The organism is Pseudoxanthomonas sp. YR558 (genome assembly GCF_900116385.1).
Lineage (GTDB): Bacteria > Pseudomonadota > Gammaproteobacteria > Xanthomonadales > Xanthomonadaceae > Pseudoxanthomonas_A.
The window spans coordinates 286,092-308,216 of sequence record NZ_FPCI01000001.1; the positions used below are offsets into that span (position 1 = coordinate 286,092).

Here is a 22,125-nt window from a genome sequence, read left to right on the forward strand (position 1 = left end):
GCACCCATGCAGTGCGTGATAATCCCCGCATGCCGATCCAGGAAATCACCCCCGCCGACGTCGCCCAATGGCTGGCTGAAGGCGCCGTCTTCATCGACGTACGCGAAGGCCACGAACGCGCGAGCGGACAAGCGGCTGGCGCGCGCGGCATCGCCAAGGCGGACCTGCTGGCGTCTCCGGCGCTGCACGTGCCGCAAATCGAGACCGCCGTGGTGCTGATCTGCCAGAAGGGCGGGCGCTCACTGGATGCAGCGCGCGCGCTCGAAACGGCCGGCTACACGCGATTGGCCTCTGTGACCGGCGGTACATCGCGCTGGCAGGAGGAAGGGCGTCCGCTGGTGCGACCCGAACTGCCGGCCGATGCGATGGACTTCAACGAACGCTACTCGCGGCACCTGCTGTTGCCCGAGGTCGGCGTCGAAGGCCAGCAGCGGCTCGAACGCTCGCGGGTGCTGATGATCGGCGCTGGTGGGCTCGGTTCGCCGGCCGCGTTCTATCTGGCGGCGGCGGGCGTCGGCCATCTGCGGTTGGCGGACGACGACGTGGTGGATCGCAGCAACCTGCAGCGACAGATCCTGCATACCGAGGCGCGTATCGGCGAGCCGAAGGTGGCCTCGGCACAGGCGACGCTCAGCGCGCTCAACCCACGCACGCAGGTCGAGGCCGTGCAGGCGCGCGTCATCGCCGGGAACGTCGAACGCCTGCTCGAAGGCGTGGACGTGGTGCTGGACGGTGCGGACAACTTCCCCGTCCGTTATCTGCTCAACGACGCCTGCGTGAAGCTCGGGATCCCGCTGGTATACGGCGCGGTGCAGCGATTCGAAGGGCAGGTGAGCGTGTTCGATGCGGGGCGCCATCGCGGCGTACTCCCTTGTTATCGCTGCCTGTTCCCGGAGCCGCCGCCGCCTGAGTTCGCGCCCAATTGTGCGGAGGCTGGCGTCCTTGGTGTGCTGCCCGGCGTCATCGGGCTGTTGCAGGCCACGGAGGTCGTAAAGCTCCTGCTCGGTATCGGCGACTCGTTGGCAGGGCGCCTGCTGCAGTTCGACGCGTTGTCGATGCGCTTCCGCGAAACACGCCTGCGCCATGACCCGGAGTGCCCGGTGTGTGCGGCCGGCAAGGATTTCCCGGGCTATATCGACTACGCGGCCTTCTGCCGCGTCGGCTGATCAGTCCAGCGGACGCATCCGTAAACCGTCGCGGAACTGGCGTGGCGTGATGCCGGTATCCCGCTTGAACGCGGCGCTGAGGTGACTGTGGCTGGCGAAGCCGCAGGCGAGGGCGATGTCGGTGATGTCGTCGTTGCGGTTGAGCAGATACCAACGTGCCCGACGCAACCGTTGCGCGAGGATGTATTGCGCCGGCGTGGTGCCGAACGTGCGACGGAACGCGATCAGCAACTGGTGCACGCTCATGCTGACGAGCGCAGCGAGTTCGGCCAGCGCGATCCGCCGCCCCAACGCGCTTTCGATGTAATCGCTCAACTCTCGTGCGCTCTGGCCGGACAGCGAGGTGGGCGCGGTCAGCGGCATTGCAGGAAGCCGGTAGCCGTCGTATAGGTGCTGGCGTAGCAGCAGTTGCAGACGCTCGGCCATCATCGTCGACAGATCGTCATCCTGCTGGCTGAGGCGTCCCAGGTGCGCGACGCTGTAGTGAAGGAATTCGTCGCGATGACCCAAGCGGGGCATCAAGCCGTCGATGGGCGCGCGACGATCCATGCCCACGTCCACGTCCGCTGTCGGTGAGACCCGCAGTTCGGCATAGGTGATGACTTGTCCCGATGCCTGGCTGGCGTAGCGTTTTCCTGCAGGAACCAGCCAGATGTCGCCGGGGGACGGCGGAGTGTGCGTGGCGCCGACGCCGTCGATCTCGGTGTCGAGTTCGCGCATCGTGCCACCGAGATGGACGATGACCGTGTGTCGCGGTTCATCGATGGCCCACAGCGTGCGCTGCCGGATGTCTTCCTTGCAGAGCAGCAGTTCCACGCCGGACCAATGCGCTTGGGCCAGCACCCGGTACTGCGGCGCTTGGCCGAGTGCCTGATCGCGGCCCACCGCGTTGGCGTCATGCGGCTCACTAATGTGAGTTGAGGCCGGAGAATTTGATAGCGGATGGGACATCGTGAAAGCCCGCCGTTGCGCTTCCGCCGCATCTTAGACGCGCCTCGCCGCGTCTGCCCACCGTTCCGTCGATACGGGCGTCGCAGTGAGTTCCGTCCCCTGCCAGGAGCATTCCCATGACCGATCATTCCATCCAGGGCAAAGTCGCCCTGATCGCCGGTGGCGCCAAGAACCTCGGCGGCCTGATCGCGCGCGATCTCGCGCATCAAGGCGCTGCCGCCGTCGCCATCCACTACAACAGCGACGCGACTCATGCCGATGCGGAGAAGACCGTCGCCGCGATCCGCGACGCCGGCGCCCGTGCCGTCGCATTGCAGGGCGACCTGACCACGGCGGGCGGCGTCGAGCGCCTCTTCGCCGATACCGTCGCGATGGTCGGCCGGCCCGACATCGCCATCAATACGGTGGGTAAGGTCTTGAAGAAGCCCATCACCGATATCAGTGAAGCCGAGTACGACGAGATGACCGCGGTGAACGCCAAGGCCGCGTTCTTCTTCCTCAAGGAAGCCGGTCGACACGTCAACGACAACGGCAAGATCGTCACCTTGGTGACCTCGCTGCTGGGCGCGTTCACGCCGTTCTATGCGTCGTATGCGGGCACCAAGGCGCCCGTGGAGCATTTCACCCGCGCGGCGGCGAAGGAGTTCGGCGCGCGCGGTATCTCGGTGACGGCGATCGGCCCCGGTCCGATGGACACGTCGTTCTTCTATCCGGCCGAAGGGCAGGACGCGGTGGCCTACCACAAGACCGCCGCAGCGCTGTCGCCCTTCAGCAAGACGGGACTGACCGACATCCAGGACGTGGTGCCCTTCATCCGTCACTTGGTGAGCGACGGCTGGTGGATCACCGGGCAGACGATCCTCATCAATGGCGGTTACACCACCAAGTAAGGGCAGGGGAGGGGCCTGCCGCCCCTCCACACCCTGGCCACCTTTGCGCTACCTTGGGCGAACGTGCCCGACCTTTAGAGCAACCACCATGCGGACCCTGATCTTCATCGTTGTCGGGCTGGTAGTCGTGGGGATCGCCATGTGGTCGGCGGGCACTGCGAGGCGCCGCCTCGTGGCGGCGCTGTTTACCATCGGATGGCTGGCCGCGGTGGTGTGGAACCTGCGTACGGGCATGTCCCATGGCTACTCGCTGCAGGAGGAGCTGCCGATCCAGCTGCTGATCTTCGCGATACCGGTGGCGACCGGATGGTTGCTGGCGTACAAGGCCCGGGCGCGCTGACGCCCTGTTCGAGCACGGAACAATCTCCTTGAACGCACGCATCCACCCCCTGCTGCGCACGCCGGGGCAGCCGGCGAAAGTCGCCAACATCGAGTTGTTCTTCGATCTGGTCTACGTCTTCGCCGTTACCCAGCTGTCCCATCATTTGCTCGAGCACCTCACGCCGTTGGGCGTGCTGCAGACTGCGACGCTGTGGTTCGCGGTCTGGCTGGGGTGGCAGTACACCGCCTGGGTGAGCAACTGGTTCAATCCAGAGCATCTTGTCATCCGCACCATGCTGATGGTGTTGATGGGCTTGGCGTTGCTGGTGTCGGCTGCCATTCCCGAGGCGTTCGGCGAGCGTGGGCTGTTGTTCGCGATCAGCTTCGTCGCCATCCAGGTCGGGCGTACGTTGTTCGTGCTGGCCAGTCTCGGTCGCGGCCATGCGTTGACGCCCAATTTCCTGCGGATCCTGTGCTGGGTGCTGGTCTCGTCCGCCTTCTGGATCGCCGGGGGACTCAACGAAGGCACCACACGCCTGACGCTGTGGCTGTTGGCGGTCGCCTGCGAATACGCATCGCCGATGGCGGGATTTCCCGTGCCAGGACTGGGACGCTCCCGGACCTCGGACTGGACCATCGACGGTGGCCATCTAGCCGAGCGCTGCCAGTTGTTCGTCATCATCGCGCTGGGTGAATCGGTACTGGCGACCGGTGCTTCGTTCGCGCACGCGCACCATCCCGGGCTCGCCGTGTGGGTCGCATTCGGCGTCTCATTCGTCGGCTGCGTGGCGATGTGGTGGATGTACTTCGATACCTCCAGTGGCGACGCCGCCCACGTGATCGAGCACTCGGACGATCCTGGGCGCCTCGGTGCGTATTTCCACTACGTCCATGTGCTGTTGATCGCCGGTGTCATCGCCAGTGCGGTGGCAGATGACCTGGTGGTGGCGCACCCGCTCGATCCGGTGTCGCCGAAGTACGCTGCCGTACTGATTGGCGGGCCGCTGGTCTATCTGTTCGGCAACGCGCTGTTCAAGCGCGTCGTCTATGGCCGCTTCCCGTTATCGCACCTATTGGGTATGGCCGCGCTGGTCGCTGCGTGGCCGTTGTTGCCGCGGATCACTCTGTTGGCGGCGGGAGCATCGACCACCGCCGTGCTGGTGCTGGTCACGGTGTGGGGTGCGTACTACCGCCGCAGCGGAGATCGCGCCTCGTCCATGCAGCACGGCTGAGACATGCGCGCCGGGCGACATCCGGTAGACTCGCGGCATGAGTGCAGAATCGGGTGCCAGCCAACTGGTGAGTGTCGTCGCCCTGCTGGGGGCGGCGGTGGTGACGGTGCCGATCTTCCGGCGCCTGGGCTTGGGCTCGGTGCTGGGTTATCTGGCTGCCGGCCTCGCGATCGGTCCGTTCGGCCTGAAATGGTTCAACGATCCGCAATCCATCCTGCACGTCGCCGAACTGGGCGTGGTGATGTTCCTGTTCGTCATCGGCCTGGAGATGCGACCCAGCCACCTGTGGAGCCTGCGCAAGCAGATCTTCGGCCTGGGCGCGCTGCAGATCACGGTGTGCACGGTGCTGCTGACAGGCGTGGGCCTCGCGTTCGGTTACCCGCTGGCTGTCTCCTTCATCGGCGGCATGGGGTTCGTGCTGACGTCCACGGCGGTGGTGATGCAACTGCTCGCCGAGCGGGGCGACGTCGCGCTGCCGCATGGGCAGAAGGTGGTCTCGATCCTGTTGTTCGAAGACCTGCTGATCGTGCCGTTGCTGGTGCTGGTGGCTTTCATGTCCCCACAGGTCGTGCAGCCGGAAGAAGGCTCGCGCTGGTTGGCGATCGGCATCGGGGTGGCGTCGCTGGCCGGCCTGATCGCCGCGGGCATCTGGCTGCTCAATCCCTTGTTCCGCGTGCTGGCAGCGGCCAAGGCACGCGAAGTGATGACGGCGGCGGCGTTGCTGGTCGTGCTGGGCGCCGCGCTGCTGATGCAGTTGGGTGGCCTGTCGATGGCGATGGGTGCATTCCTGGCGGGCGTGCTGCTGTCGGAATCGACGTTCCGTCACCAGATCGAAGCCGACATCGAGCCGTTCCGCGGCATCCTGCTGGGCCTGTTCTTCCTCGGCGTAGGCATGGCGCTGGACCTGGGCGTGGTGGCGAGCAACTGGCCGCTGATCGTCAGCGCGGTGCTGGCGATGATGGTGGTCAAGGCGGCCTGCATCTACGTCGTCGCGCGGGTGACGCGCAGTCCGCATGCTGAGGCCCTGGATCGCGCGGTGCTGATGGCGCAAGGTGGTGAGTTCGCCTTTGTGTTGTTCGCCGCTGCGGCCGCGGCCGGGATCATCGATGCGACCGTCAATGCCAACCTGACCGCCATCGTGGTGCTGTCGATGGCGCTGACGCCGCTGTTCGTGCTGCTGCTGCGCCGCTTCACCCACCCCGATGCCCCATCGATGGAAGGCATCGAGGAAGCCAAGGGCCTCTCCGGCAGCGTGCTGATCATCGGCTTCGGGCGCTTCGGCCAGGTGATGAGCCAATCGCTGTTGGCGCGCGACGTGGACGTGACCATCATCGATACCGACATCGAGATGATCCGCAGTGCCGAGGAGTTCGGCTTCAAGATCTATTATGGCGACGGCACACGGCTGGACGTGCTGCGCGCCTGCGGTGCGCAGACGGCGCAGTCGATCGCGATCTGCATCGACGACAAGGACGCGGCGAGCCGCATCGTGGAACTGGTCAAGCATGAGTTCCCGCAGGCCCAGGTGCTGGTGCGCTCGTTCGACCGCGAGCATTCGTTGGCGCTGATCGGCGCAGGCGTCGACTACCAGATCCGCGAGACGTTCGAGTCCGCGGTGGAGTTCGGCAAGGCGGCGCTGATGAGCGTCGGCATCTCGCGCGAGGATGCCGATACCATCGCGCTGGAAATCCGTCGGCGCGATGCCGAACGCCTGGAGCTCGAGATCGCCGGTGGCGACCTTCGCTCCGGCATCCCGGCGCTGTATGGCAACGCGAAGCACACCAAACCCACGCCAACGCCGTTCACCAAGCCCAAGCGCGAAGCGAAGGCGCTCAACGAGGAAGCCGCCGAGATCATCGGCGAGGAAGAAGAGGAATAGTCGGCCCGCTCAGTGGGTGCGGGGTTCAAGGAAGGTCGTGAGCGCCGCCTCGTAAGCCGGGTCCAGCGACAGATCGTCATGGCCGGCGGCGGGAAAGTCGACCACGTCAGCGCGCCCCGGAAAGGCATCGAGCAGCCGGTCGGTATGCGGAGGTGGTACGACCGCGTCGCGGCCTGCCCGTAGGACCAGCAGCCTTCCCTGATGATGGGGAAGGCGCGCGTGCGAGTCGTAGCGGTCCTTGAGCAGCAACCGGACGGGAAACATCGGGTAATGCGCCTGTGCGACGGCGGCTAGGCTGTCGAACGGCGTCACGAGTACCAACGCCGGCACCTTGCGTTCGGACGCAACGTAGCTGGCTACGCCACTGCCGAGGCTCCGTCCGATCACATCGACCTCACCTGCGGGATGGCGTCTGGCGACCTTATCGTGCAGGGCGAGCGCGTCGGCGAGCAGATCGGCCTCCGTCGGTTCACCGTCGCTGGCGCCATAGCCGCGATACGCCACCAGGTAGACCGTGTGCGCGGGCAACGCACGGGTGAATGCCTCGCGGTTGGCGTCCACGGATTCCGCGTTGCCGCCGAAGTACAGCACGGCGTCGCGTTGACCGGGATTCACGACCCAGCCCCGCAACGTCGCCCCGGGCCGCGGCAGCGCGAAATCCGTCTGCGCCGCGTCCACCTGGGTGAACTGCGGGAAATAGATCAGTCGCCGCTGCTGCAGGTAGAGCAGGGCGCACATCGCGATGTAGGTGGCGAGGAGGGCGGCCGCGGCCCAGGCCAGCATCCGCTGTGGCCTACCCATGCCGCTCCTGGGCGGCCTTGAATGCAGCCAGTTGCTCGGGAGTCGCTTCGCGCTGGTGGCGCGCTTTCCAGTCGGCGAAAGGCATGCCGTAGACGTGCTCGCGGGCCTGCTCCTTGTCCATCGCCACGCCTGCGGCGTCGGCGGCCTCGCGGTACCAATCCGCGAGGCAATTGCGGCAGAAACCCGCGAGGATCATCAGGTCGATGTTCTGCACATCGGTGCGGTCCTCGTTGAGGTGCCGGAGGAGGCGACGGAAGGCGGCGGCTTCCAGGGCGGTGGTATCGGTCATCGGTCGTGGGTCCAGGGCTGTGCAGGTGGGCGCGATGTCGGTCGCGAAACCGGTGTTCGAAACGGCGTCCGGCGCGCGCATGGCGCGGTTTCCACAGACACCCATGCCGGAATCGGGGACAATACGCGCCGACTCTACACCCCACGTTCCCATGACTGCCCGAATCCTGGACGGCCGCCGCATCGCCGAGAACCTGCTGGACGAACTCAAGGTCCGGGTAGACGCGCGCGTCGTGGGCGGCTTGACGCGGCCTGGCCTGGCTGTGGTGCTGGTGGGCGGCGATCCGGCCTCGACCGTGTACGTGCGCAACAAGCGCCGCGCGGCCGAGAAGGTCGGCATCGAGGCGTTCGACTACGACCTGCCGGCCGGCACGTCAGAGGCGCAATTGCTGGCCCTGATCGACCAGTTGAATGCCGACCCCAAGATCCACGGCATCCTCATCCAGCTGCCGCTGCCCGGCATTCCGGACGCGACCCGCCTGATCGAGCGCATCGACCCGCGCAAGGACGTGGACGGGTTCCATCCGGCCAATGTCGGCCATCTGGCGCTGCGCCAGTTCGGCCTGCGCCCGTGCACGCCACGCGGCATCACCACCTTGCTCGGCTACACCGACCAGCCGGTCCGCGGCCGCAACGCCACCATCGTGGGCGTCAGCAACCATGTGGGTCGCCCGATGGCGCTGGAACTGCTGATCGCGGGCTGCACCGTGACCAGCTGCCACAAGTTCACCCCCCGCGAGGTGCTGCAGGCCCGGGTGGGGGACGCCGACATCCTGGTGGTGGCGGCGGGCAAGCCGGGCCTGATCCCGGGCGAGTGGGTCAAGCCGGGCGCCGTGGTGATCGATGTCGGCATCAATCGGCTGGAAGACGGCCGACTGGTCGGCGATGTCGGCTTCGACGCGGCCGCACAGCGGGCCAGTTGGATTACCCCGGTCCCGGGCGGCGTGGGGCCCATGACCGTGGCCACGCTGATGCAGAACACCCTCGAAGCGGCCGAAGCGGGCGCCTGAGGCGCTCCCAGCGTTGCGGCCACGGTACCGGGCCGTTCCATCCGCGACCGTCCGACGCAGGCCATCGGGCGCCGTTGTGCGGTACAATATCGCGCTTCCCCAACTATCCGGGCCCGCCGATGCTGCGCATCCAGGCTGAAGCACTGACGTACGACGACGTCTCCCTCGTCCCCGCCCATTCCACCGTCCTGCCCAAGGATGTCAGCCTGGAGACGCGCCTGACGCGCGACCTGCGGCTGAAGCTGCCGATCGTCTCGGCCGCCATGGATACGGTCACCGAGGCCCGCCTGGCCATCGCCATGGCCCAGTTGGGCGGCATCGGCATCCTGCACAAGAACCTGACCGTCGAGCAGCAGGCCGCCGAAGTGGCCAAGGTCAAGAAGTTCGAGGCCGGCGTCATCAAAGAGCCCTTCACGGTCGGGCCCGAAACGACCATCGCCGAGGTGCTCAAGCTCACCCGCGCCCGCAACATCTCCGGAGTGCCGGTGGTGGACGGCGGCCAGCTGGTCGGCATCGTCACCAGCCGCGACATGCGCTTCGAAACGAAGCTCGACGATCCGGTCCGCCACATCATGACCAAGAAGGATCGCCTGATCACCGTGCGCGAAGGCGCCAGCGACGGCGAAGTGCTGCAGTTGCTGCACAAGCACCGCATCGAGAAGGTGCTGGTGGTCAACGACGCCTTCGACCTGCGCGGGCTGATCACCGTCAAGGACATCCAGAAGAAGACCGACAATCCCAACGCCGCCAAGGACAGCGCCAGCCGCTTGGTCGTCGGCGCTGCGGTGGGCGTGGGCGGCGATACCGACCAGCGCATCGAAGCGCTGGTGGCCGCGGGCGTGGACGTCATCATCGTCGACACCGCGCACGGCCATTCGCAGGGCGTGCTGGATCGCGTCAGCTGGGTAAAGAAGCGCTTCCCGCAGCTGCAGGTCATCGGCGGCAACATCGTGACCGGCGACGCTGCCCTCGCATTGATGGACGCCGGCGCCGACGCGGTGAAGGTCGGCGTAGGCCCGGGTTCGATCTGCACCACCCGCATGGTGGCCGGCGTGGGCGTGCCGCAGATCACCGCGATCGACATGGTCGCCGAAGCGCTGCAGGACCGCATTCCGCTGATCGCCGACGGCGGCATCCGCTATTCGGGCGACATCGGCAAGGCGATCGCCGCCGGTGCGTCGACGGTGATGATCGGTGGCCTGTTCGCGGGCACTGAGGAAGCGCCGGGCGAAGTCGAACTGTTCCAGGGTCGGAGCTACAAGAGCTACCGCGGCATGGGCAGCCTGGGTGCGATGGAGAAGGGGTCGAAGGACCGCTACTTCCAGGACGCCAGCGACGCCGACAAGCTCGTGCCGGAAGGCATCGAGGGCCGCGTGCCGTACCGTGGTTCGGTCGGCGGCATCATCCACCAGCTCGTCGGCGGCCTGCGCGCCACCATGGGCTACGTGGGCTGCGCGACCATCGAGGACATGCGCAGCAAGCCGAAGTTCGTGGTCATCACGGGCGCCGGCCAACGCGAAAGCCACGTGCACGACGTGCAGATCACCAAAGAGCCACCGAATTACCGGATGGGCTGATCGTTGCCAGAGAAGGGAGACGCCAGCGTTTCCCTTCTTCGTTTACAGCTGCAGGACACCATGACGAATATCCACACCGACAAGATCCTCATCCTCGATTTCGGCGCGCAGTACACGCAGCTGATCGCCCGCCGCATCCGCGAGATCGGCGTCTATTGCGAAATCTGGGCGTGGGACCACGACCCGGACGAAATCGCGAAGTTCGGCGCGAAGGGCATCATCCTGTCCGGTGGCCCAGAGTCGACCACGCAGCATGGCGCGCCCGCCGCACCGCAGCAGGTGTTCGACAGCGGCCTGCCGATCCTTGGCATCTGCTACGGCATGCAGACCCTGGCTGCGCAGCTGGGCGGCGCGACGGAAGCCGCGGACGCACGCGAGTTCGGTCACGCCGAGGTGCAACTGGTCGCGCACGACGCGCTGCTGGGTGGCCTGAGCGACCACCAAGGCGCGCCGCGCATCGACGTGTGGATGAGCCATGGCGACCACGTCGCGAAAGCGCCGCCGGGCTGGACGATCACCGCCACCACCGACCGCATCCCGGTCGCGGCGATGGCGCTGGAAGAAAAGCGCTGGTACGGCGTGCAGTTCCATCCGGAAGTGACGCACACCAAGCAGGGCCAGACGTTGCTCCGCCGCTTCGTCGCCGAGATCTGCGGCTGCAAGACGCTGTGGACGGCCGCGAACATCATCGACGACCAGATCGCCCGCGTACGCGAGCAGGTCGGCTCTGACGAGGTGATCCTCGGCCTGTCCGGTGGCGTGGATTCGTCGGTCGTGGCCGCGCTGCTGCACAAGGCGATCGGCGACCAGCTGACCTGTGTATTCGTCGATACCGGCCTGCTGCGCTGGCAGGAAGGCGACCAGGTGATGGCGATGTTCGCCGAGCACATGGGCGTCAAGGTCGTGCGCGTCAACGCGGCCGACCGCTATTTCAGCGCGCTGCAAGGGGTCGCCGATCCGGAAGCCAAGCGCAAGATCATCGGCAACCTGTTCGTCGAGATCTTCGAGGAAGAGTCGAACAAGCTGAAGAACGCCAAGTGGCTGGCGCAGGGCACGATCTATCCGGACGTGATCGAGTCGGCCGGCAGCAAGACCGGCAAGGCGCACGTCATCAAGAGCCACCACAACGTCGGTGGCCTGCCCGAGCACATGAAGCTGGGCCTGGTCGAACCGCTGCGCGAGCTGTTCAAGGACGAAGTGCGCCGCCTCGGCGTCGAACTCGGCCTGCCGCGCACGATGGTCTATCGCCATCCATTCCCGGGCCCCGGCCTGGGCGTGCGCATCCTGGGCGAAGTGAAGCCCGAGTACGCCGAACTGCTGGCCAAGGCCGATGCGATCTTCATCGACGAACTGCGCAAGGCCGATCTGTACGACAAGACCTCGCAGGCGTTCGCCGTGTTCCTGCCGGTGAAGTCGGTGGGTGTCGTCGGTGATGCGCGCGCGTACGAGTGGGTCATTGCACTGCGCGCGGTCGAGACGATCGATTTCATGACCGCGCATTGGGCGCACCTGCCGTATGAGTTCCTCGGCACCGTCTCCAACCGCATCATCAATGAGCTGCGCGGTGTCTCGCGCGTGGTCTACGACATTTCAGGCAAGCCGCCGGCCACCATCGAGTGGGAGTGATGGGCGGTCACGACGACGAGCACTGGATGCGGCACGCGTTCGCCCTGGCGGACCGTGCCCAGCGCGAGTTCGATGAAATCCCGGTCGGCGCCGTACTCGTCGGTGCTGACGGCCAGGTGCTGGGCGAAGGCTGGAACCGCAACATCCTCGACCACGATCCGACGGCGCATGCCGAGATCGTGGCGATGCGCGAAGCGGGCAAGGCGACAGGCAATCACCGGCTGGTCGGCAGCACGCTCTACGTGACCCTGGAGCCTTGCGCCATGTGCGCCATGGCGCTCGTGCACGCCCGGGTGTCGCGCGTGGTGTACGGCGCCACCGATCCCAAGACCGGCGCTTGCGGCAGCGTTTTCGACCTGATCGCAGACCCGCGCCACAACCACCGCATCGAAATTGAGGGGGGCGTGCTGGGTGAAGAAGCGGGGCGCCGGTTGACCAACTACTTCCGCGCCAAGCGCGGACGGCCCCCGGTCTAGTTTGTCGAGGCGGGCGTCTTTCGCTTCACCTTGCGGTGGTCCATCTCTTCGTTGATCGCGGTGACCGCCAGCGTCGACTCGCGCGCAAGCAACAAGCTGGCGGCCAGCATCGCGACCACGCCGAGGGCGGCCAGCCAGGTCGGTAGCGATCCCAAGCGGTGTCCCGTGAATGTATCCACCGCGACCGCCAGACTTGTACCCACGAAGCAGCTGATCGCCGCATACAGCAACTGGCCCGCGCGCAGGATGATCAGGCTACGTAAGCGCTGCAGGCCAATGCGCTTCTCGAGCAGCCCACGTTCCGCGTCGTCGTCCACGTCCGCCAGTTCGCGCAGCAGCGTGCGTGCGCGGTCGATGATGCGGGCCAGGCGGTTGTTGGCGGAGAGCAGCAGTGATGCGGTCGCCGTCAGGAAGAAGGCCGGCGCCAGCATGGCGGTGAGAACGGCGTGATCGGTCGAAGGATTCATGGGCCGGTCGCAGGAAGAGGCTGCGTTATCATGACATGATGCGGCCAGACCGCATTCCTGTGGCGGGATTCCCCGGCCACTCCCCATCACGGACAGGTGCATGGCATCCCAAAACGCGAACAATGACCGCCTGATCTGGATCGACCTTGAAATGACCGGGCTCGATACCGACCGCGATTCCATCCTCGAGATCGCCACGGTGGTCACCGATTCGAAGTTGAACGTGCTGGCCGAAGGGCCGGAGTTCGCGATCGCCCACCCGGTGGCGGTGCTGGAAGCCATGGACGACTGGAATCGCAACCAGCACGGTAAGTCGGGCCTGTGGCAGCGCGTGGTCGAGAGCCAGGTGACGATCGCCGAGGCCGAGGCGCGTACGGTGGCGTTCCTGCACGAGTGGCTGCCCGCAGGCGCATCGCCGATGTGCGGCAATTCGATCTGCCAGGACCGGCGCTTTTTGCACCGGCTGATGCCGCGGCTGGAGAAGTATTTCCACTACCGCAACCTCGACGTCAGCACCCTCAAGGAACTCGCGCGCCGCTGGGCGCCGCAGGTGCTCGAAGGCGTGCGCAAGCAGGCCAGCCACACGGCGCTGAGCGACGTGCGCGATTCGATCGAGGAACTGCGCCACTACCGCAAACACATGGCGGCACTGGCCGGCGAATGAGCCGGCAGGCGATTACGTGGCCGGCTTGGCCACGTCGCCGTCGTCGACGACACCCTTGGTGATGATGTCGCCCAGCGGCGCACCATCGCCGTTGTGGTGGTACACGTGCAGGTCTCGCTGCGGGTAGGGGATGTTGAGGCCCTGGCCGATGATCTCGGTGCGCACGGCCTCGGTGAGGTCGCTCTTGGTCTCGCCGAAATCCTTGGTCTTCGTCCACGCCAGCAGAATCAGGTCGACGCTGCTCTCGCTCAGCTTGCTGACGATGACGCTCGGTGCCGGTTCGTCCAGCACGTGGGGATGATCCTGGGCGAGCTTCAGCAGGATCGCCTTGGCCTGCTTGAGGTCATCGTCGTAGCCCACGCCCACCGGGATATCGATGCGGCGCCGCGGCTTGGCGGTGAAATTGATGATCGGCGCCGTGGTGATCAGGCTGTTCGGCAATACGATCAGGCGATTGTCCAACGTGCGCATGCGGGTCTGGAAGATGCGCACTTCCTCGACGATGCCCTCCAGTCCCCCGGCCTGAACATAGTCGCCATCGCGGAACGGGCGCAACACGATCAGCATCACGCCGGAGGCGATGTTGGACAGCGAATCCTTCAGCGCCAGGCCGACGGCCAGGCCGGCGGCACCCAGCACGGCCAGCATCGAGGTCGGGTTCACGCCCAACGAGGTGAGCGCGGTGATGATGACCAGCACCATCATCGCGGCATAGCTCGCGCGGCGCAGGAAACCCCCCAGCGTCGCGTCCGCATGGGTGCGCCCCAACACGCGCTCCAGGCCGAGGCTCAGCCGCTTGGCCAACCACATGCCGACCAGGAAGATGATCGCCGCGGCCAGCAGTTTCAGGCCCCATGTCTCGAGCAACTGCAGCCAATCGATGCCGCGCAGTTCCTGCATCAGCGCGGCGGGCTCGGTGGGGATCTCGGGCAGGGCGGGCGGGGTCTTGGCGGGGGCGGACATCGGAGCTCCTGAAAAACGGCACGCCCCATCAGGGGCGTGCAGTGGCATGAGGCGATGTTAACCGTCTTCACGTGAAGACGGGCGCGCGCGGCGTCAGCCAGCCTTGGTCTTCGCCAGGCGTAACCAAGTGTCGACGACCGTGTCCGGGTTCAACGACACCGACTCGATGCCTTCGGCCATCAGCCATTCCGCGAGGTCCGGATGGTCGCTGGGACCTTGGCCGCAGATGCCGATGTACTTGCCCTTCGTGCGTGCGGCCTTGATCGCCATCGACAGCATCTTCTTGACCGCGGGATTCCGCTCATCGAAGAGGTTGGCGACGATGCTGGAATCGCGGTCCAGGCCCAGGGTCAGCTGGGTCAGGTCGTTGGAGCCGATCGAGAAACCATCGAAGATGTCGAGGAATTCCTCGGCGAGCAGCGCGTTCGACGGCACCTCGCACATCATGATGATCTTGAGCCCGTTTTCGCCCTGGCGCAGGCCGTGCTTCGCGAGCACGTCGATGACCTTGCGGCCTTCTTCCAGCGTGCGTACGAACGGGATCATCACCCACAGGTTGTCCAGGCCCATCTCGTCGCGGACGCGACGTACGGCCTGGCATTCCAGCGCGAACGCGGGTTCGAACGACGCATCGACATAGCGACTGGCGCCGCGGAAGCCGATCATCGGATTCTCTTCATGCGGCTCGTAGCGGCTGCCGCCGATGAGGTTGGCGTACTCGTTGGACTTGAAATCCGACAGGCGCACGATCACCGGGTTCGGCGCGACCGAGGCGGTGATGGTGGCGATGCCTTCGGCCAGCCGTTCCACATAGAAACTCACCGGGTCGGCGTAGCCGGCCGTCTTGGCGTCGATCTTCTTGCGGACGTCCAGTTCCTGGCGGTCGTACTCCAGCAGCGCGAGCGGATGCACGCCGATATGGCTGGCGATGATCATTTCCAGGCGCGCCAGGCCGATGCCGGCATTGGGCAGCTGACCGAAGTCGAACGCGCGCTCGGGGTTGGCGACGTTCATCATGATCTTGAGCGGCGCGGCCGGCATCGCGGCGAGATCGGTGGTGGTGCGTTCGAAGGGCAGGGCGCCGGCGTAGATGAAGCCGGTGTCGCCCTCGGCGCAGCTCACGGTCACTTCGACACCGTCGGTGATGTGGTCCAGCGCGTTGCCGGTGCCGACGACGGCAGGCACGCCCAGCTCGCGCGCGATGATCGCAGCATGGCAGGTGCGGCCGCCGCGATTGGTGACGATGGCGCTGGCGCGCTTCATCACCGGCTCCCAGTCGGGGTCGGTCATGTCGGCCACCAGGACGTCACCGGGCTGCACGCGGGCCATGTCGTCCAGCGAGCGCACCACGCGGGCCACGCCACTGCCGATCTTCTGACCGATGGCGCGCCCCTCGGCGATGACTTCGCCGCGCTTCTCCAGCGCATAGCGCTCGATCTGCGTGGCCTTGGCGCGCGACTTCACGGTCTCGGGACGCGCCTGGACGATGAACAGCTTGCCGGTCACGCCGTCCTTCGCCCACTCGATGTCCATCGGGCGGCCGTAGTGCTGTTCGATGACGAGCGCCTGCTTGGACAGTTCATGCACATCGTCGTCGCTGATCGAGAAACGGCCGCGCTGGTCGGCCGGCGTGTCTTCGATCTTCACGCGTTCGCCTGGCACGTCGGAATAGACCATCCGCAACAGCTTGCTACCGAGCGCGCGGCGCAGGATCGCCGGCTTGCCCTGCTTCAGGGTGGGCTTGTAGACGTAGAACTCGTCGGGGTTCACCGCGCCCTGCACGACCATCTCGCCCAGGCCGAAGGAGGAGGTGACGAACACCACGTCGCGGAAACCGGATTCGGTGTCCAGGGTGAACAGCACGCCGGACGCGCCCACGCCAGAGCGCACCATCAGTTGCACGCCGGCGGACAGGAACACGTCTTCGTGCTTGAAACCGTGATGCACGCGATAGGCGATCGCGCGGTCGTTGTAGAGGCTGGCGAAGACTTCCTTGACCTTGTGCACGACGTCGTCGGCACCGGTGACGTTGAGGAAGGTTTCCTGCTGGCCGGCGAAGCTGGCATCGGGCAGGTCTTCGGCGGTGGCCGAGGAGCGCACGGCGACAGCGACGTCACCGCCGCCGTTGTCGGCGCAGAGCTTCGTGTAGGCCGCGCGGATATCGGCATCGAGGTCCGGCTGCAGCGGGGCATCGATCACCCAGCCGCGGATTTCCTTGCCCGCCGCAGTCAGGGCGGGCACGTCTTCCACATCCAGCGTGGCCAGCTTGTCGAAGATGCGCTTGGAAAGGTCGTTGTGGGCGATGAACGCCTTGAAGGCTTCCGCCGTGGTCGCGTAGCCGCCAGGCACGGAAACGCCCAGGTTGGCCAGGTGGCCGATCATCTCGCCCAGCGACGAATTCTTGCCGCCAACGCGGGCCAGGTCGGCCAGGCGCAGCTCGTGCAGCCACAGGATGTTCTCGTTCAAGCGCATTGCTCCGAAATGGACCACACCGCGCCGAGGACCGTCGGCGTGGGGCCGTGTCTAGGGGGAAGAAGCGATATGATGCAGTGCATACCAATTGCAGACAAGCTTGATTTAGCAGGGGTTTCCATGGTGAAGCAGGGGGAAAGTGGTCATGTCTGAACTGCGTCCGGTGTTCTACGTGTCCGATGGCACCGGTATCACGGCCGAGACCATCGGCCACAGCCTGCTGACCCAGTTCGCGGGCATGCGGTTCCAGACCGACCGGCTGTCCTTCGTGGACGACGAGGAGAAGGCGAGGGATGCCGCGGATCGCATTCGCCGCACAGGTGAGCGGATGGGCTCTCGTCCCATCGTGGTGAGCTCCTGCGTGGATCCGGCGCTGAGCGCACTCATCGCGGAGAGCGGCGCGTTAATGCTGGATGTGTTCGCGCCCTTCATCGAGCCCTTGGAGCGCGAGCTGGGCGAACAGCGCCAGTCGCGCGTCGGCCAGGCGCATGGCCTGGTGGATTTCGAGACCTACCATCGCCGCATCAACGCGATGAACTTCGCGCTGACCCACGACGACGGCATGGCGGTGAACTACGACGAGGCGGACGTGATCCTGGTCGCCGTGTCGCGTGCGGGCAAGACGCCCACCTGTGTCTACCTGGCACTGCATTACGGCGTGCGGGCGGCGAACTATCCGCTGACGGATGGCGACCTGGAAACCGATCGCCTGCCGGCGCGCCTGCGTCCCTATCGCCGCAAGCTGTTCGCGTTGACCATCGACCCGGAGCGCCTGCAGCAGATCCGGCAGGAGCGTCGCCCGAACTCGACCTATTCGAAGCTGGAGACCTGCAAGCGCGAGGTCGCGGCGGCGGAAGCGATGTTCCAGGTGGAGCGCCTGCCCACGCTGAGCACCACCAACAAGTCGATCGAGGAGATCTCCAGCAAGGTGCTCTCCACGCTGGGCCTGCAGCGCGAGATGTACTGAGCGGGGAGGGTGCGGTGCTGACCCGGAAATCCACGGGCGGTAGACCCTTAACTTAGGCCGCACGCGGGTGCGCGTCAATGCTGCCGCGCGGGGATTTACGCGTGTAGGATCGAGCCATGTCCCAGGCCCTGGCCCGCACCGCACGCATCCCCCGGCTCAGCCGATTCGGTTGGCTGATGGCGCTGTATGCGGAGAACCACGCCCGGCTGCTGCGGCTGTTCGCGCCGGAGCACCTGGCGCCCGGCCTGTACGTATCCTCCATTGGCGACGGGCTGGATGTGCGCCTGGAGGTCATCGAGACCCATCGCTATACGGTGGAACTGCGGCTGACCTACGACCTGTGCGACCCGGTGACCGGCGAACCCGATCCTTCGGCTTTCGTGCGGTTGTACCGCGATGCGCACCAGGCCGAAGCGACGCACTGCTATGTCGGGCGCCGCTGGCAGGACGTGATCGGGTTGTATCCGCCGCCCGCAGAGGTCATCAGCCATCGCATGCGGATGAACACCTTCCTCGGCAAATGGCTGGAGTATCTCGCCGAGCAAGGTCATGGCGTCGCCACCCTGCGCCCCGTCGAGGCAGCGCGCGCCATCGCCTGATCCTGATGGGTTCAGGCCACCCGCATGAAGCGGATGGCATTCAACCGGCGCAGGCCGTTGCTCGCGTCCCGAGAAAGATTCATCACGTCGACCGCGCCGACGGTTTCCAGCTCGAGCAGTCGCTGGGCAACCGCGTCGAAAGCGGCTTCATCCAGGCCCAGCGACCCGGCGGTCCACCGTGTATCCCGATTGATGGGCAGTTGGGAAAGCAGTTCGTCTGTAAGCGAATCGTGGGTCATGACGGCAGGCTCCGGGCAAGGGGCACCAGCTTCCACTGCACTTGTCTCAGGACGTGCGCCCGGCCAGCGATGACGCGATGGCGGGCACACTCCGCTTCTACGCCGTCTGCCGTCAGATTCTTGTAAATGCCTGCGAAAGCGGCATTACGAAATGATCCCTACCTTGCGAGCAGGAAGGAGCGCCGCGACGCGTTGGGTTGTGGGTGTCTTCATGCCGTTTCCCCGGTGCCGCTCTAGTGCTAACTTCGACATAGTTGGGTGCGGCCGCTAGACGATGAAGGCTGAGTGCCGCGAGCAATCGCTGACGGTATGCCGGGGTTGTCGAGGCGTCAGGGCCTGGCTTTCAGCGTCCGGGCCTTCTCGGCATGCTCGTCCAGTGCCGCCATCGTCTCGACGCGGATGCGCTCCTCCTCCGCAGCGAGCGCGTGCACCGCGCCGATCAGGCGGTTGTATTCCCTCAGGTCGGCGTCCGTCTGGAACATCAGCGTGTCCCCATCGGCCTGTGCGCTGTGCATGCGCCCGGCCATGAACTCGGTGACTGCCAGGGCAGCGTCGAACATCTGTCGCTGGTCGATCAGTGCGCGCGCGTTGCGTTCGTAGGTCTTCTTGCGTTGGGCCTCGAAGCCGCTCATGAAGGCAGCGAATCCGCGCGCATCCTTCAACCCCATGATCTCGGCTTCGAACGCCACCAGCCGGGCATTGTTTGCGGCGTCGTACTTGCGCAGGCCTGCTTGCGCCTGCTCCAGCGTAGCGCGATTCCGCTCGATGCCTTCCCTCGAGGTCAACCGCTGCGGCGATAGCACCTCTTCCAGCCTCAGGTCTGCGAGTGCCCGCATGTAGGCGATGTCCGCGGCGCTGGCTTGGCGTTGGAACTTGGTCATGATCGCGGCGGCGCGCTGCAACAGGGTTCCTTCATCCGCAGACGACGCCTCGATGGGCGCATCCGCGGTAGGCTGACCGTTCAGCGAGGCCTTGCGTGCTGCGAACGCGGCCTGCATTTCCTGCAGTGCCGCTTCGTCGGCCTTCCGATCGTGCTCGACCTTGGCGCCCACCCGGATAAGGCCAGCGATCATGGTGATCGCCAGCACGCCAACGACAACGGAAACGCCCGCAGGCAAAGCCCAGCGACGCCAGCCGGTTCTCGGCGGGGGCGCCACGTGCGATCGCGGAGGTTGGCTGAAAACAAGCCTGCCGAAATCCGGGGGCGTCAGTGGCACGGGCGGTGGCGCTCCGCAATGTGGGCATGCACCCTTCACTTCGCTTCGGTCACGTCCGCACACGGCGCAAGCGTTCAATGCCATCCCGGTAGTCCCCTTGTTCCCCGCGTCGATGCTACTTCAACGAGAGCGGGTGGGGCAGGCAGGCAAAAAAACGGGGCCACCTTTCGGCAGCCCCGGATACTTCAAGAAGTTGGCGTCCCCACGGGGATTCGAACCCCGGTCGCTACCGTGAAAGGGTAATGTCCTAGGCCTCTAGACGATGGGGACACACGAAAAATTTCGCCAGATTTTCATCCCGGACGGCCTATTGTCCGGAAGTTGGTGGAGCCAGGCGGGATCGAACCGCCGACCTCCTGCATGCCATGCAGGCGCTCTCCCAGCTGAGCTATGGCCCCACGTGCTGGCAGGAGCGGAATAATAGCCAGCCTCTTTCCGATGCGCAAGCTTTCGTAACGAAAATTTTCACGACTGGCGAACGTTGCGGCATGCGGGTGAAATACCACGCTTGAAAAACAACGGGACCACGTACGGCGCATGATCGGTTTGTCGGTGAAGGAATGGGCGGCGTGGGCACCGGGCCTGGTGGACCAGGCCGCGTGGTCGGCGTGGGCGCAGGCTCCGTGGCTGCCGATGGGCGAGGAAACGCCGGCATTGTCCGAAGTCCCGGCCATGCAACGTCGTCGCATCGAACGCCTGGGACGCATGGCGATCCAGACCGCGTTCTGGTGCCAGCGCGCGGACGAGGGCGGTGTGCCGATGGTGTTCGCGTCCCGGCATGGGGATGTCGCGCGTTCGATGGAATTGCTGGAAGCGCTGGTCGCGGGTGATTCACCCTCGCCGACGACATTCGGGCTGTCGGTGCACAACGCCATCGCGGCGCTGTATTCCATCCTGCGGGGCGAGCGCGGCAACTACGTAGCGACGGCAGGAGGCATGGCCACCGTCGAGACGGCGTTCATCGAGGCGGTGGCGTTGCTCGCCGATGGTGCGCCCGAAGTGCTGTTGGTCGTTTATGACGCACCGTTGCCAGCGGTCTACGGCAGCTTCGCGGATGAACCGGATGCAGGCTTCGCCTGGTGTTGGCGACTAGTCGGTACCGATCCGGCACTTCCCACCCTGCGATTGGCTTGGGGTGCTGAGGAGGGCGAAGGCGAGGGCGTTCCCGCTTCGTTGCCACATGGGCTGGACGTCTTGCGCTTCCTGCTGGCGCGCGAAGCGCAACTGGCATGGAGCGGCGACGGCGTGCGCTGGCAGTGGCGGCGCGATGCGTGAGCGGCTGGGTCATGCATGGCGGGTGGCAGGCACCGGCCTGAGCTTCCTCGCGTTCGGCGTGGGCGGCCTGATCCTGGGCGTGCTGGTGCTTCCGCCACTGCTTTGGCTGGTGCGCGACCCGGCGCGCCGTCGGCGTTGGTCGCGCCGCATCGTCCAGCGCAGCTTTGCTGCGCATGTCGAACTCATGCGCCGGCTGGGTGTCATGACCTACGAGATCCGTGGGCGTGAGCGGCTGGCGCGCGACGGACTTCTGGTGCTCGCCAACCACCCGACGCTGATCGATGTGGTCTTGCTGATCTCCTTGCTGCCGAATGCCGATTGCGTGGTGAAGTCGGCAGTGGCGCGCAATCCGTTCATGCGGGGGCCGGTCCGGGCCGCAGGTTACGTAGCCAACGACGACGGCGCAGGGCTTGTCGAGGACTGTATCGCCGCCGTGCGGGCGGGTGGGACGCTGGTGATCTTTCCCGAGGGTACGCGGACCACGCCGGGGCAGCCCCTCAAGCTCCAGCGCGGTGCGGCGAACATTGCCGTGCGCGGCGCCCTGGACGTCACGCCGGTGCGCATCTCCTGCGCGCCGCTGACGCTGGGGAAAGGGGAGAAGTGGTATCGTGTGCCGGCTAGGCGGTTCCATATGGTGATCGATGTTCAGGAAGACCTGCCGATCGCCCCGTTCCTGAACGGAACGGACGGGGGGGATCCGTCGGCAGGGGGAGAGGCGCTGGCAGCCCGGCGACTCACGGACTATCTGGCCAACTATTTTGCGGGAGATCCATCGCGTGCAGGCACTTGAGCACGAGATCAAGGAATTGATCATTTCGTCGCTGTCGCTGGAAGACATCACCCCGGACGACATCGATACCACCGCGCCGCTGTTCGTGGAGGGCTTGGGCCTCGATTCGATCGATGCGCTCGAGCTGGGACTGGCGCTGCAGAAGCGCTATGGAGTCAGCCTGTCGGCCGACTCGCAGGAGACCCGCCGGCATTTCGCCAGCGTGCGGGCACTGGCGGATTTCGTCGTCGCCCAGGGCAAGGCTTGAGCGACGGC

General features: G+C 65.9%; 23 protein-coding genes and 2 tRNA genes. 15 read left to right on the top strand and 10 right to left on the bottom strand.

What is annotated here, in order from left to right:
- Positions 1-29 precede the first annotated feature (29 nt).
- A complete protein-coding gene (gene moeB / locus BM365_RS01270) occupies positions 30-1,166 on the top strand; it encodes a molybdopterin-synthase adenylyltransferase MoeB (protein WP_093485886.1) in 1,137 nt (378 codons plus the stop codon).
- On the opposite strand, the gene BM365_RS01275 is transcribed toward moeB, so the two are convergent.
- Positions 1,167-2,051, bottom strand: a complete 885-nt coding sequence (locus BM365_RS01275; protein ID WP_158253466.1) for a helix-turn-helix transcriptional regulator — start codon at positions 2,049-2,051, stop codon at positions 1,167-1,169. It abuts the gene before it with no gap.
- A gap of 182 nt (positions 2,052-2,233) precedes the next feature.
- Between BM365_RS01275 and BM365_RS01280 the strand changes: the two genes are divergently transcribed.
- From BM365_RS01280 to BM365_RS01295, 4 genes are all read left to right on the top strand, one after another.
- Positions 2,234-3,007: an SDR family oxidoreductase gene (locus tag BM365_RS01280; protein WP_093485890.1), complete on the top strand. Its 774-nt coding sequence runs from the start codon at positions 2,234-2,236 to the stop codon at positions 3,005-3,007.
- Between the two features lie 88 nt (positions 3,008-3,095).
- Positions 3,096-3,347 (top strand): hypothetical protein, encoded by a 252-nt coding sequence (locus BM365_RS01285; protein WP_093485892.1) that lies wholly within the window; start codon positions 3,096-3,098, stop codon positions 3,345-3,347.
- Positions 3,348-3,375: 28 nt separating this feature from the next.
- Positions 3,376-4,560 carry a low temperature requirement protein A gene (locus tag BM365_RS01290; protein WP_233210789.1) on the top strand — a complete coding sequence of 395 codons (1,185 nt, stop codon included), beginning with the start codon at positions 3,376-3,378 and terminating at the stop codon, positions 4,558-4,560.
- 37 nt (positions 4,561-4,597) lie between these two features.
- Positions 4,598-6,439: a monovalent cation:proton antiporter-2 (CPA2) family protein gene (locus BM365_RS01295; protein ID WP_093485896.1), complete on the top strand. Its 1,842-nt coding sequence runs from the start codon at positions 4,598-4,600 to the stop codon at positions 6,437-6,439.
- A gap of 9 nt (positions 6,440-6,448) precedes the next feature.
- Here the strand turns inward: BM365_RS01295 and BM365_RS01300 are convergent, their stop codons facing one another.
- Both BM365_RS01300 and BM365_RS01305 read right to left on the bottom strand, forming a co-directional pair.
- Positions 6,449-7,222, bottom strand: coding sequence for an alpha/beta hydrolase (locus tag BM365_RS01300; protein ID WP_093485898.1), 774 nt, complete (start codon positions 7,220-7,222; stop codon positions 6,449-6,451).
- A 10-nt stretch (positions 7,223-7,232) separates the two neighbouring features.
- The gene (locus BM365_RS01305) at positions 7,233-7,529 is read right to left on the bottom strand and encodes a DUF1244 domain-containing protein (RefSeq protein ID WP_093489359.1); all 297 of its coding nucleotides are present in this window, start codon (positions 7,527-7,529) and stop codon (positions 7,233-7,235) included.
- A gap of 151 nt (positions 7,530-7,680) precedes the next feature.
- On the opposite strand from BM365_RS01305, the gene folD reads away from it, so the two are divergent.
- From folD to tadA, 4 genes are all read left to right on the top strand, one after another.
- Positions 7,681-8,538 (top strand): bifunctional methylenetetrahydrofolate dehydrogenase/methenyltetrahydrofolate cyclohydrolase FolD, encoded by an 858-nt coding sequence (folD, locus tag BM365_RS01310; protein WP_175502024.1) that lies wholly within the window; start codon positions 7,681-7,683, stop codon positions 8,536-8,538.
- A 119-nt stretch (positions 8,539-8,657) separates the two neighbouring features.
- On the top strand, positions 8,658-10,115 hold the full coding sequence (gene guaB / locus BM365_RS01315) for an IMP dehydrogenase (protein WP_056878680.1): 1,458 nt from the start codon (positions 8,658-8,660) through the stop codon (positions 10,113-10,115).
- Positions 10,116-10,175: 60 nt separating this feature from the next.
- Positions 10,176-11,741: a glutamine-hydrolyzing GMP synthase gene (gene guaA / locus BM365_RS01320; protein WP_093485902.1), complete on the top strand. Its 1,566-nt coding sequence runs from the start codon at positions 10,176-10,178 to the stop codon at positions 11,739-11,741.
- Complete coding sequence (gene tadA / locus BM365_RS01325) at positions 11,741-12,217, top strand: tRNA adenosine(34) deaminase TadA (RefSeq protein WP_093485904.1); 477 nt, start codon at positions 11,741-11,743, stop codon at positions 12,215-12,217. Before guaA ends, tadA begins: the two co-directional genes overlap by 1 nt.
- On the opposite strand, the gene BM365_RS01330 is transcribed toward tadA, so the two are convergent.
- On the bottom strand, positions 12,214-12,684 hold the full coding sequence (locus tag BM365_RS01330; RefSeq protein ID WP_093485906.1) for a DUF2721 domain-containing protein: 471 nt from the start codon (positions 12,682-12,684) through the stop codon (positions 12,214-12,216). The two genes, tadA and BM365_RS01330, sit on opposite strands and share 4 nt — an antisense overlap.
- 100 nt (positions 12,685-12,784) lie before the next feature.
- Here BM365_RS01330 and orn point away from each other — a divergent pair, with 100 nt between their 5' ends.
- Complete coding sequence (gene orn, locus BM365_RS01335; protein WP_093485908.1) at positions 12,785-13,348, top strand: oligoribonuclease; 564 nt, start codon at positions 12,785-12,787, stop codon at positions 13,346-13,348.
- 12 nt (positions 13,349-13,360) lie between these two features.
- Here the strand turns inward: orn and BM365_RS01340 are convergent, their stop codons facing one another.
- Together BM365_RS01340 and ppsA are read right to left on the bottom strand one after the other, a co-directional pair.
- Positions 13,361-14,311: a mechanosensitive ion channel family protein gene (locus tag BM365_RS01340; protein ID WP_093485910.1), complete on the bottom strand. Its 951-nt coding sequence runs from the start codon at positions 14,309-14,311 to the stop codon at positions 13,361-13,363.
- A gap of 93 nt (positions 14,312-14,404) precedes the next feature.
- Positions 14,405-16,777: a phosphoenolpyruvate synthase gene (gene ppsA / locus BM365_RS01345; RefSeq protein WP_093489361.1), complete on the bottom strand. Its 2,373-nt coding sequence runs from the start codon at positions 16,775-16,777 to the stop codon at positions 14,405-14,407.
- A gap of 151 nt (positions 16,778-16,928) precedes the next feature.
- Between ppsA and BM365_RS01350 the strand changes: the two genes are divergently transcribed.
- Both BM365_RS01350 and BM365_RS01355 read left to right on the top strand, forming a co-directional pair.
- The gene (locus BM365_RS01350; protein ID WP_093485912.1) at positions 16,929-17,750 is read left to right on the top strand and encodes a posphoenolpyruvate synthetase regulatory kinase/phosphorylase PpsR; all 822 of its coding nucleotides are present in this window, start codon (positions 16,929-16,931) and stop codon (positions 17,748-17,750) included.
- 116 nt (positions 17,751-17,866) lie between these two features.
- On the top strand, positions 17,867-18,349 hold the full coding sequence (locus tag BM365_RS01355) for a DUF1249 domain-containing protein (protein ID WP_093485914.1): 483 nt from the start codon (positions 17,867-17,869) through the stop codon (positions 18,347-18,349).
- An 11-nt stretch (positions 18,350-18,360) separates the two neighbouring features.
- On the opposite strand, the gene BM365_RS01360 is transcribed toward BM365_RS01355, so the two are convergent.
- From BM365_RS01360 to BM365_RS01375, 4 genes are all read right to left on the bottom strand, one after another.
- Complete coding sequence (locus tag BM365_RS01360; RefSeq protein ID WP_056878688.1) at positions 18,361-18,588, bottom strand: hypothetical protein; 228 nt, start codon at positions 18,586-18,588, stop codon at positions 18,361-18,363.
- A 329-nt stretch (positions 18,589-18,917) separates the two neighbouring features.
- Positions 18,918-19,661, bottom strand: coding sequence for a hypothetical protein (locus BM365_RS01365; RefSeq protein ID WP_139227259.1), 744 nt, complete (start codon positions 19,659-19,661; stop codon positions 18,918-18,920).
- Between the two features lie 338 nt (positions 19,662-19,999).
- Positions 20,000-20,075, bottom strand: a tRNA-Glu gene (locus tag BM365_RS01370).
- Between the two features lie 52 nt (positions 20,076-20,127).
- Positions 20,128-20,203: transfer RNA gene (locus BM365_RS01375), tRNA-Ala, on the bottom strand.
- Between the two features lie 139 nt (positions 20,204-20,342).
- Between BM365_RS01375 and BM365_RS01380 the strand changes: the two genes are divergently transcribed.
- Genes BM365_RS01380 through BM365_RS01390 form a run of 3 tightly spaced genes read left to right on the top strand, consistent with a single transcriptional unit; the run spans position 20,343 to position 22,117 of the window.
- Positions 20,343-21,080 carry a beta-ketoacyl synthase chain length factor gene (locus BM365_RS01380; protein ID WP_093485918.1) on the top strand — a complete coding sequence of 246 codons (738 nt, stop codon included), beginning with the start codon at positions 20,343-20,345 and terminating at the stop codon, positions 21,078-21,080.
- Positions 21,073-21,870 (top strand): lysophospholipid acyltransferase family protein, encoded by a 798-nt coding sequence (locus BM365_RS01385; protein WP_093485920.1) that lies wholly within the window; start codon positions 21,073-21,075, stop codon positions 21,868-21,870. Before BM365_RS01380 ends, BM365_RS01385 begins: the two co-directional genes overlap by 8 nt.
- Positions 21,857-22,117 carry a phosphopantetheine-binding protein gene (locus BM365_RS01390; protein WP_056878692.1) on the top strand — a complete coding sequence of 87 codons (261 nt, stop codon included), beginning with the start codon at positions 21,857-21,859 and terminating at the stop codon, positions 22,115-22,117. The genes BM365_RS01385 and BM365_RS01390 overlap by 14 nt, the downstream gene beginning before the upstream one ends.
- Positions 22,118-22,125: the final 8 nt, after the last annotated feature.

Coding starts and splice junctions, on each gene's coding strand:
- tadA (WP_093485904.1), top strand. CDS start 11,741: ATGGGCGGTCACGACGACGAGCACTGGATGCGGCACGCGTTCGCCCTG.
- BM365_RS01340 (WP_093485910.1), bottom strand. CDS start 14,311: ATGTCCGCCCCCGCCAAGACCCCGCCCGCCCTGCCCGAGATCCCCACC.
- BM365_RS01285 (WP_093485892.1), top strand. CDS start 3,096: ATGCGGACCCTGATCTTCATCGTTGTCGGGCTGGTAGTCGTGGGGATC.
- BM365_RS01295 (WP_093485896.1), top strand. CDS start 4,598: ATGAGTGCAGAATCGGGTGCCAGCCAACTGGTGAGTGTCGTCGCCCTG.
- orn (WP_093485908.1), top strand. CDS start 12,785: ATGGCATCCCAAAACGCGAACAATGACCGCCTGATCTGGATCGACCTT.
- BM365_RS01330 (WP_093485906.1), bottom strand. CDS start 12,684: ATGAATCCTTCGACCGATCACGCCGTTCTCACCGCCATGCTGGCGCCG.
- BM365_RS01300 (WP_093485898.1), bottom strand. CDS start 7,222: ATGCTGGCCTGGGCCGCGGCCGCCCTCCTCGCCACCTACATCGCGATG.
- guaB (WP_056878680.1), top strand. CDS start 8,658: ATGCTGCGCATCCAGGCTGAAGCACTGACGTACGACGACGTCTCCCTC.
- BM365_RS01360 (WP_056878688.1), bottom strand. CDS start 18,588: ATGACCCACGATTCGCTTACAGACGAACTGCTTTCCCAACTGCCCATC.
- guaA (WP_093485902.1), top strand. CDS start 10,176: ATGACGAATATCCACACCGACAAGATCCTCATCCTCGATTTCGGCGCG.
- BM365_RS01350 (WP_093485912.1), top strand. CDS start 16,929: ATGTCTGAACTGCGTCCGGTGTTCTACGTGTCCGATGGCACCGGTATC.
- BM365_RS01385 (WP_093485920.1), top strand. CDS start 21,073: ATGCGTGAGCGGCTGGGTCATGCATGGCGGGTGGCAGGCACCGGCCTG.
- BM365_RS01305 (WP_093489359.1), bottom strand. CDS start 7,529: ATGACCGATACCACCGCCCTGGAAGCCGCCGCCTTCCGTCGCCTCCTC.
- folD (WP_175502024.1), top strand. CDS start 7,681: ATGACTGCCCGAATCCTGGACGGCCGCCGCATCGCCGAGAACCTGCTG.
- BM365_RS01380 (WP_093485918.1), top strand. CDS start 20,343: ATGATCGGTTTGTCGGTGAAGGAATGGGCGGCGTGGGCACCGGGCCTG.
- BM365_RS01355 (WP_093485914.1), top strand. CDS start 17,867: ATGTCCCAGGCCCTGGCCCGCACCGCACGCATCCCCCGGCTCAGCCGA.
- BM365_RS01280 (WP_093485890.1), top strand. CDS start 2,234: ATGACCGATCATTCCATCCAGGGCAAAGTCGCCCTGATCGCCGGTGGC.
- moeB (WP_093485886.1), top strand. CDS start 30: ATGCCGATCCAGGAAATCACCCCCGCCGACGTCGCCCAATGGCTGGCT.
- BM365_RS01365 (WP_139227259.1), bottom strand. CDS start 19,661: ATGATCGCTGGCCTTATCCGGGTGGGCGCCAAGGTCGAGCACGATCGG.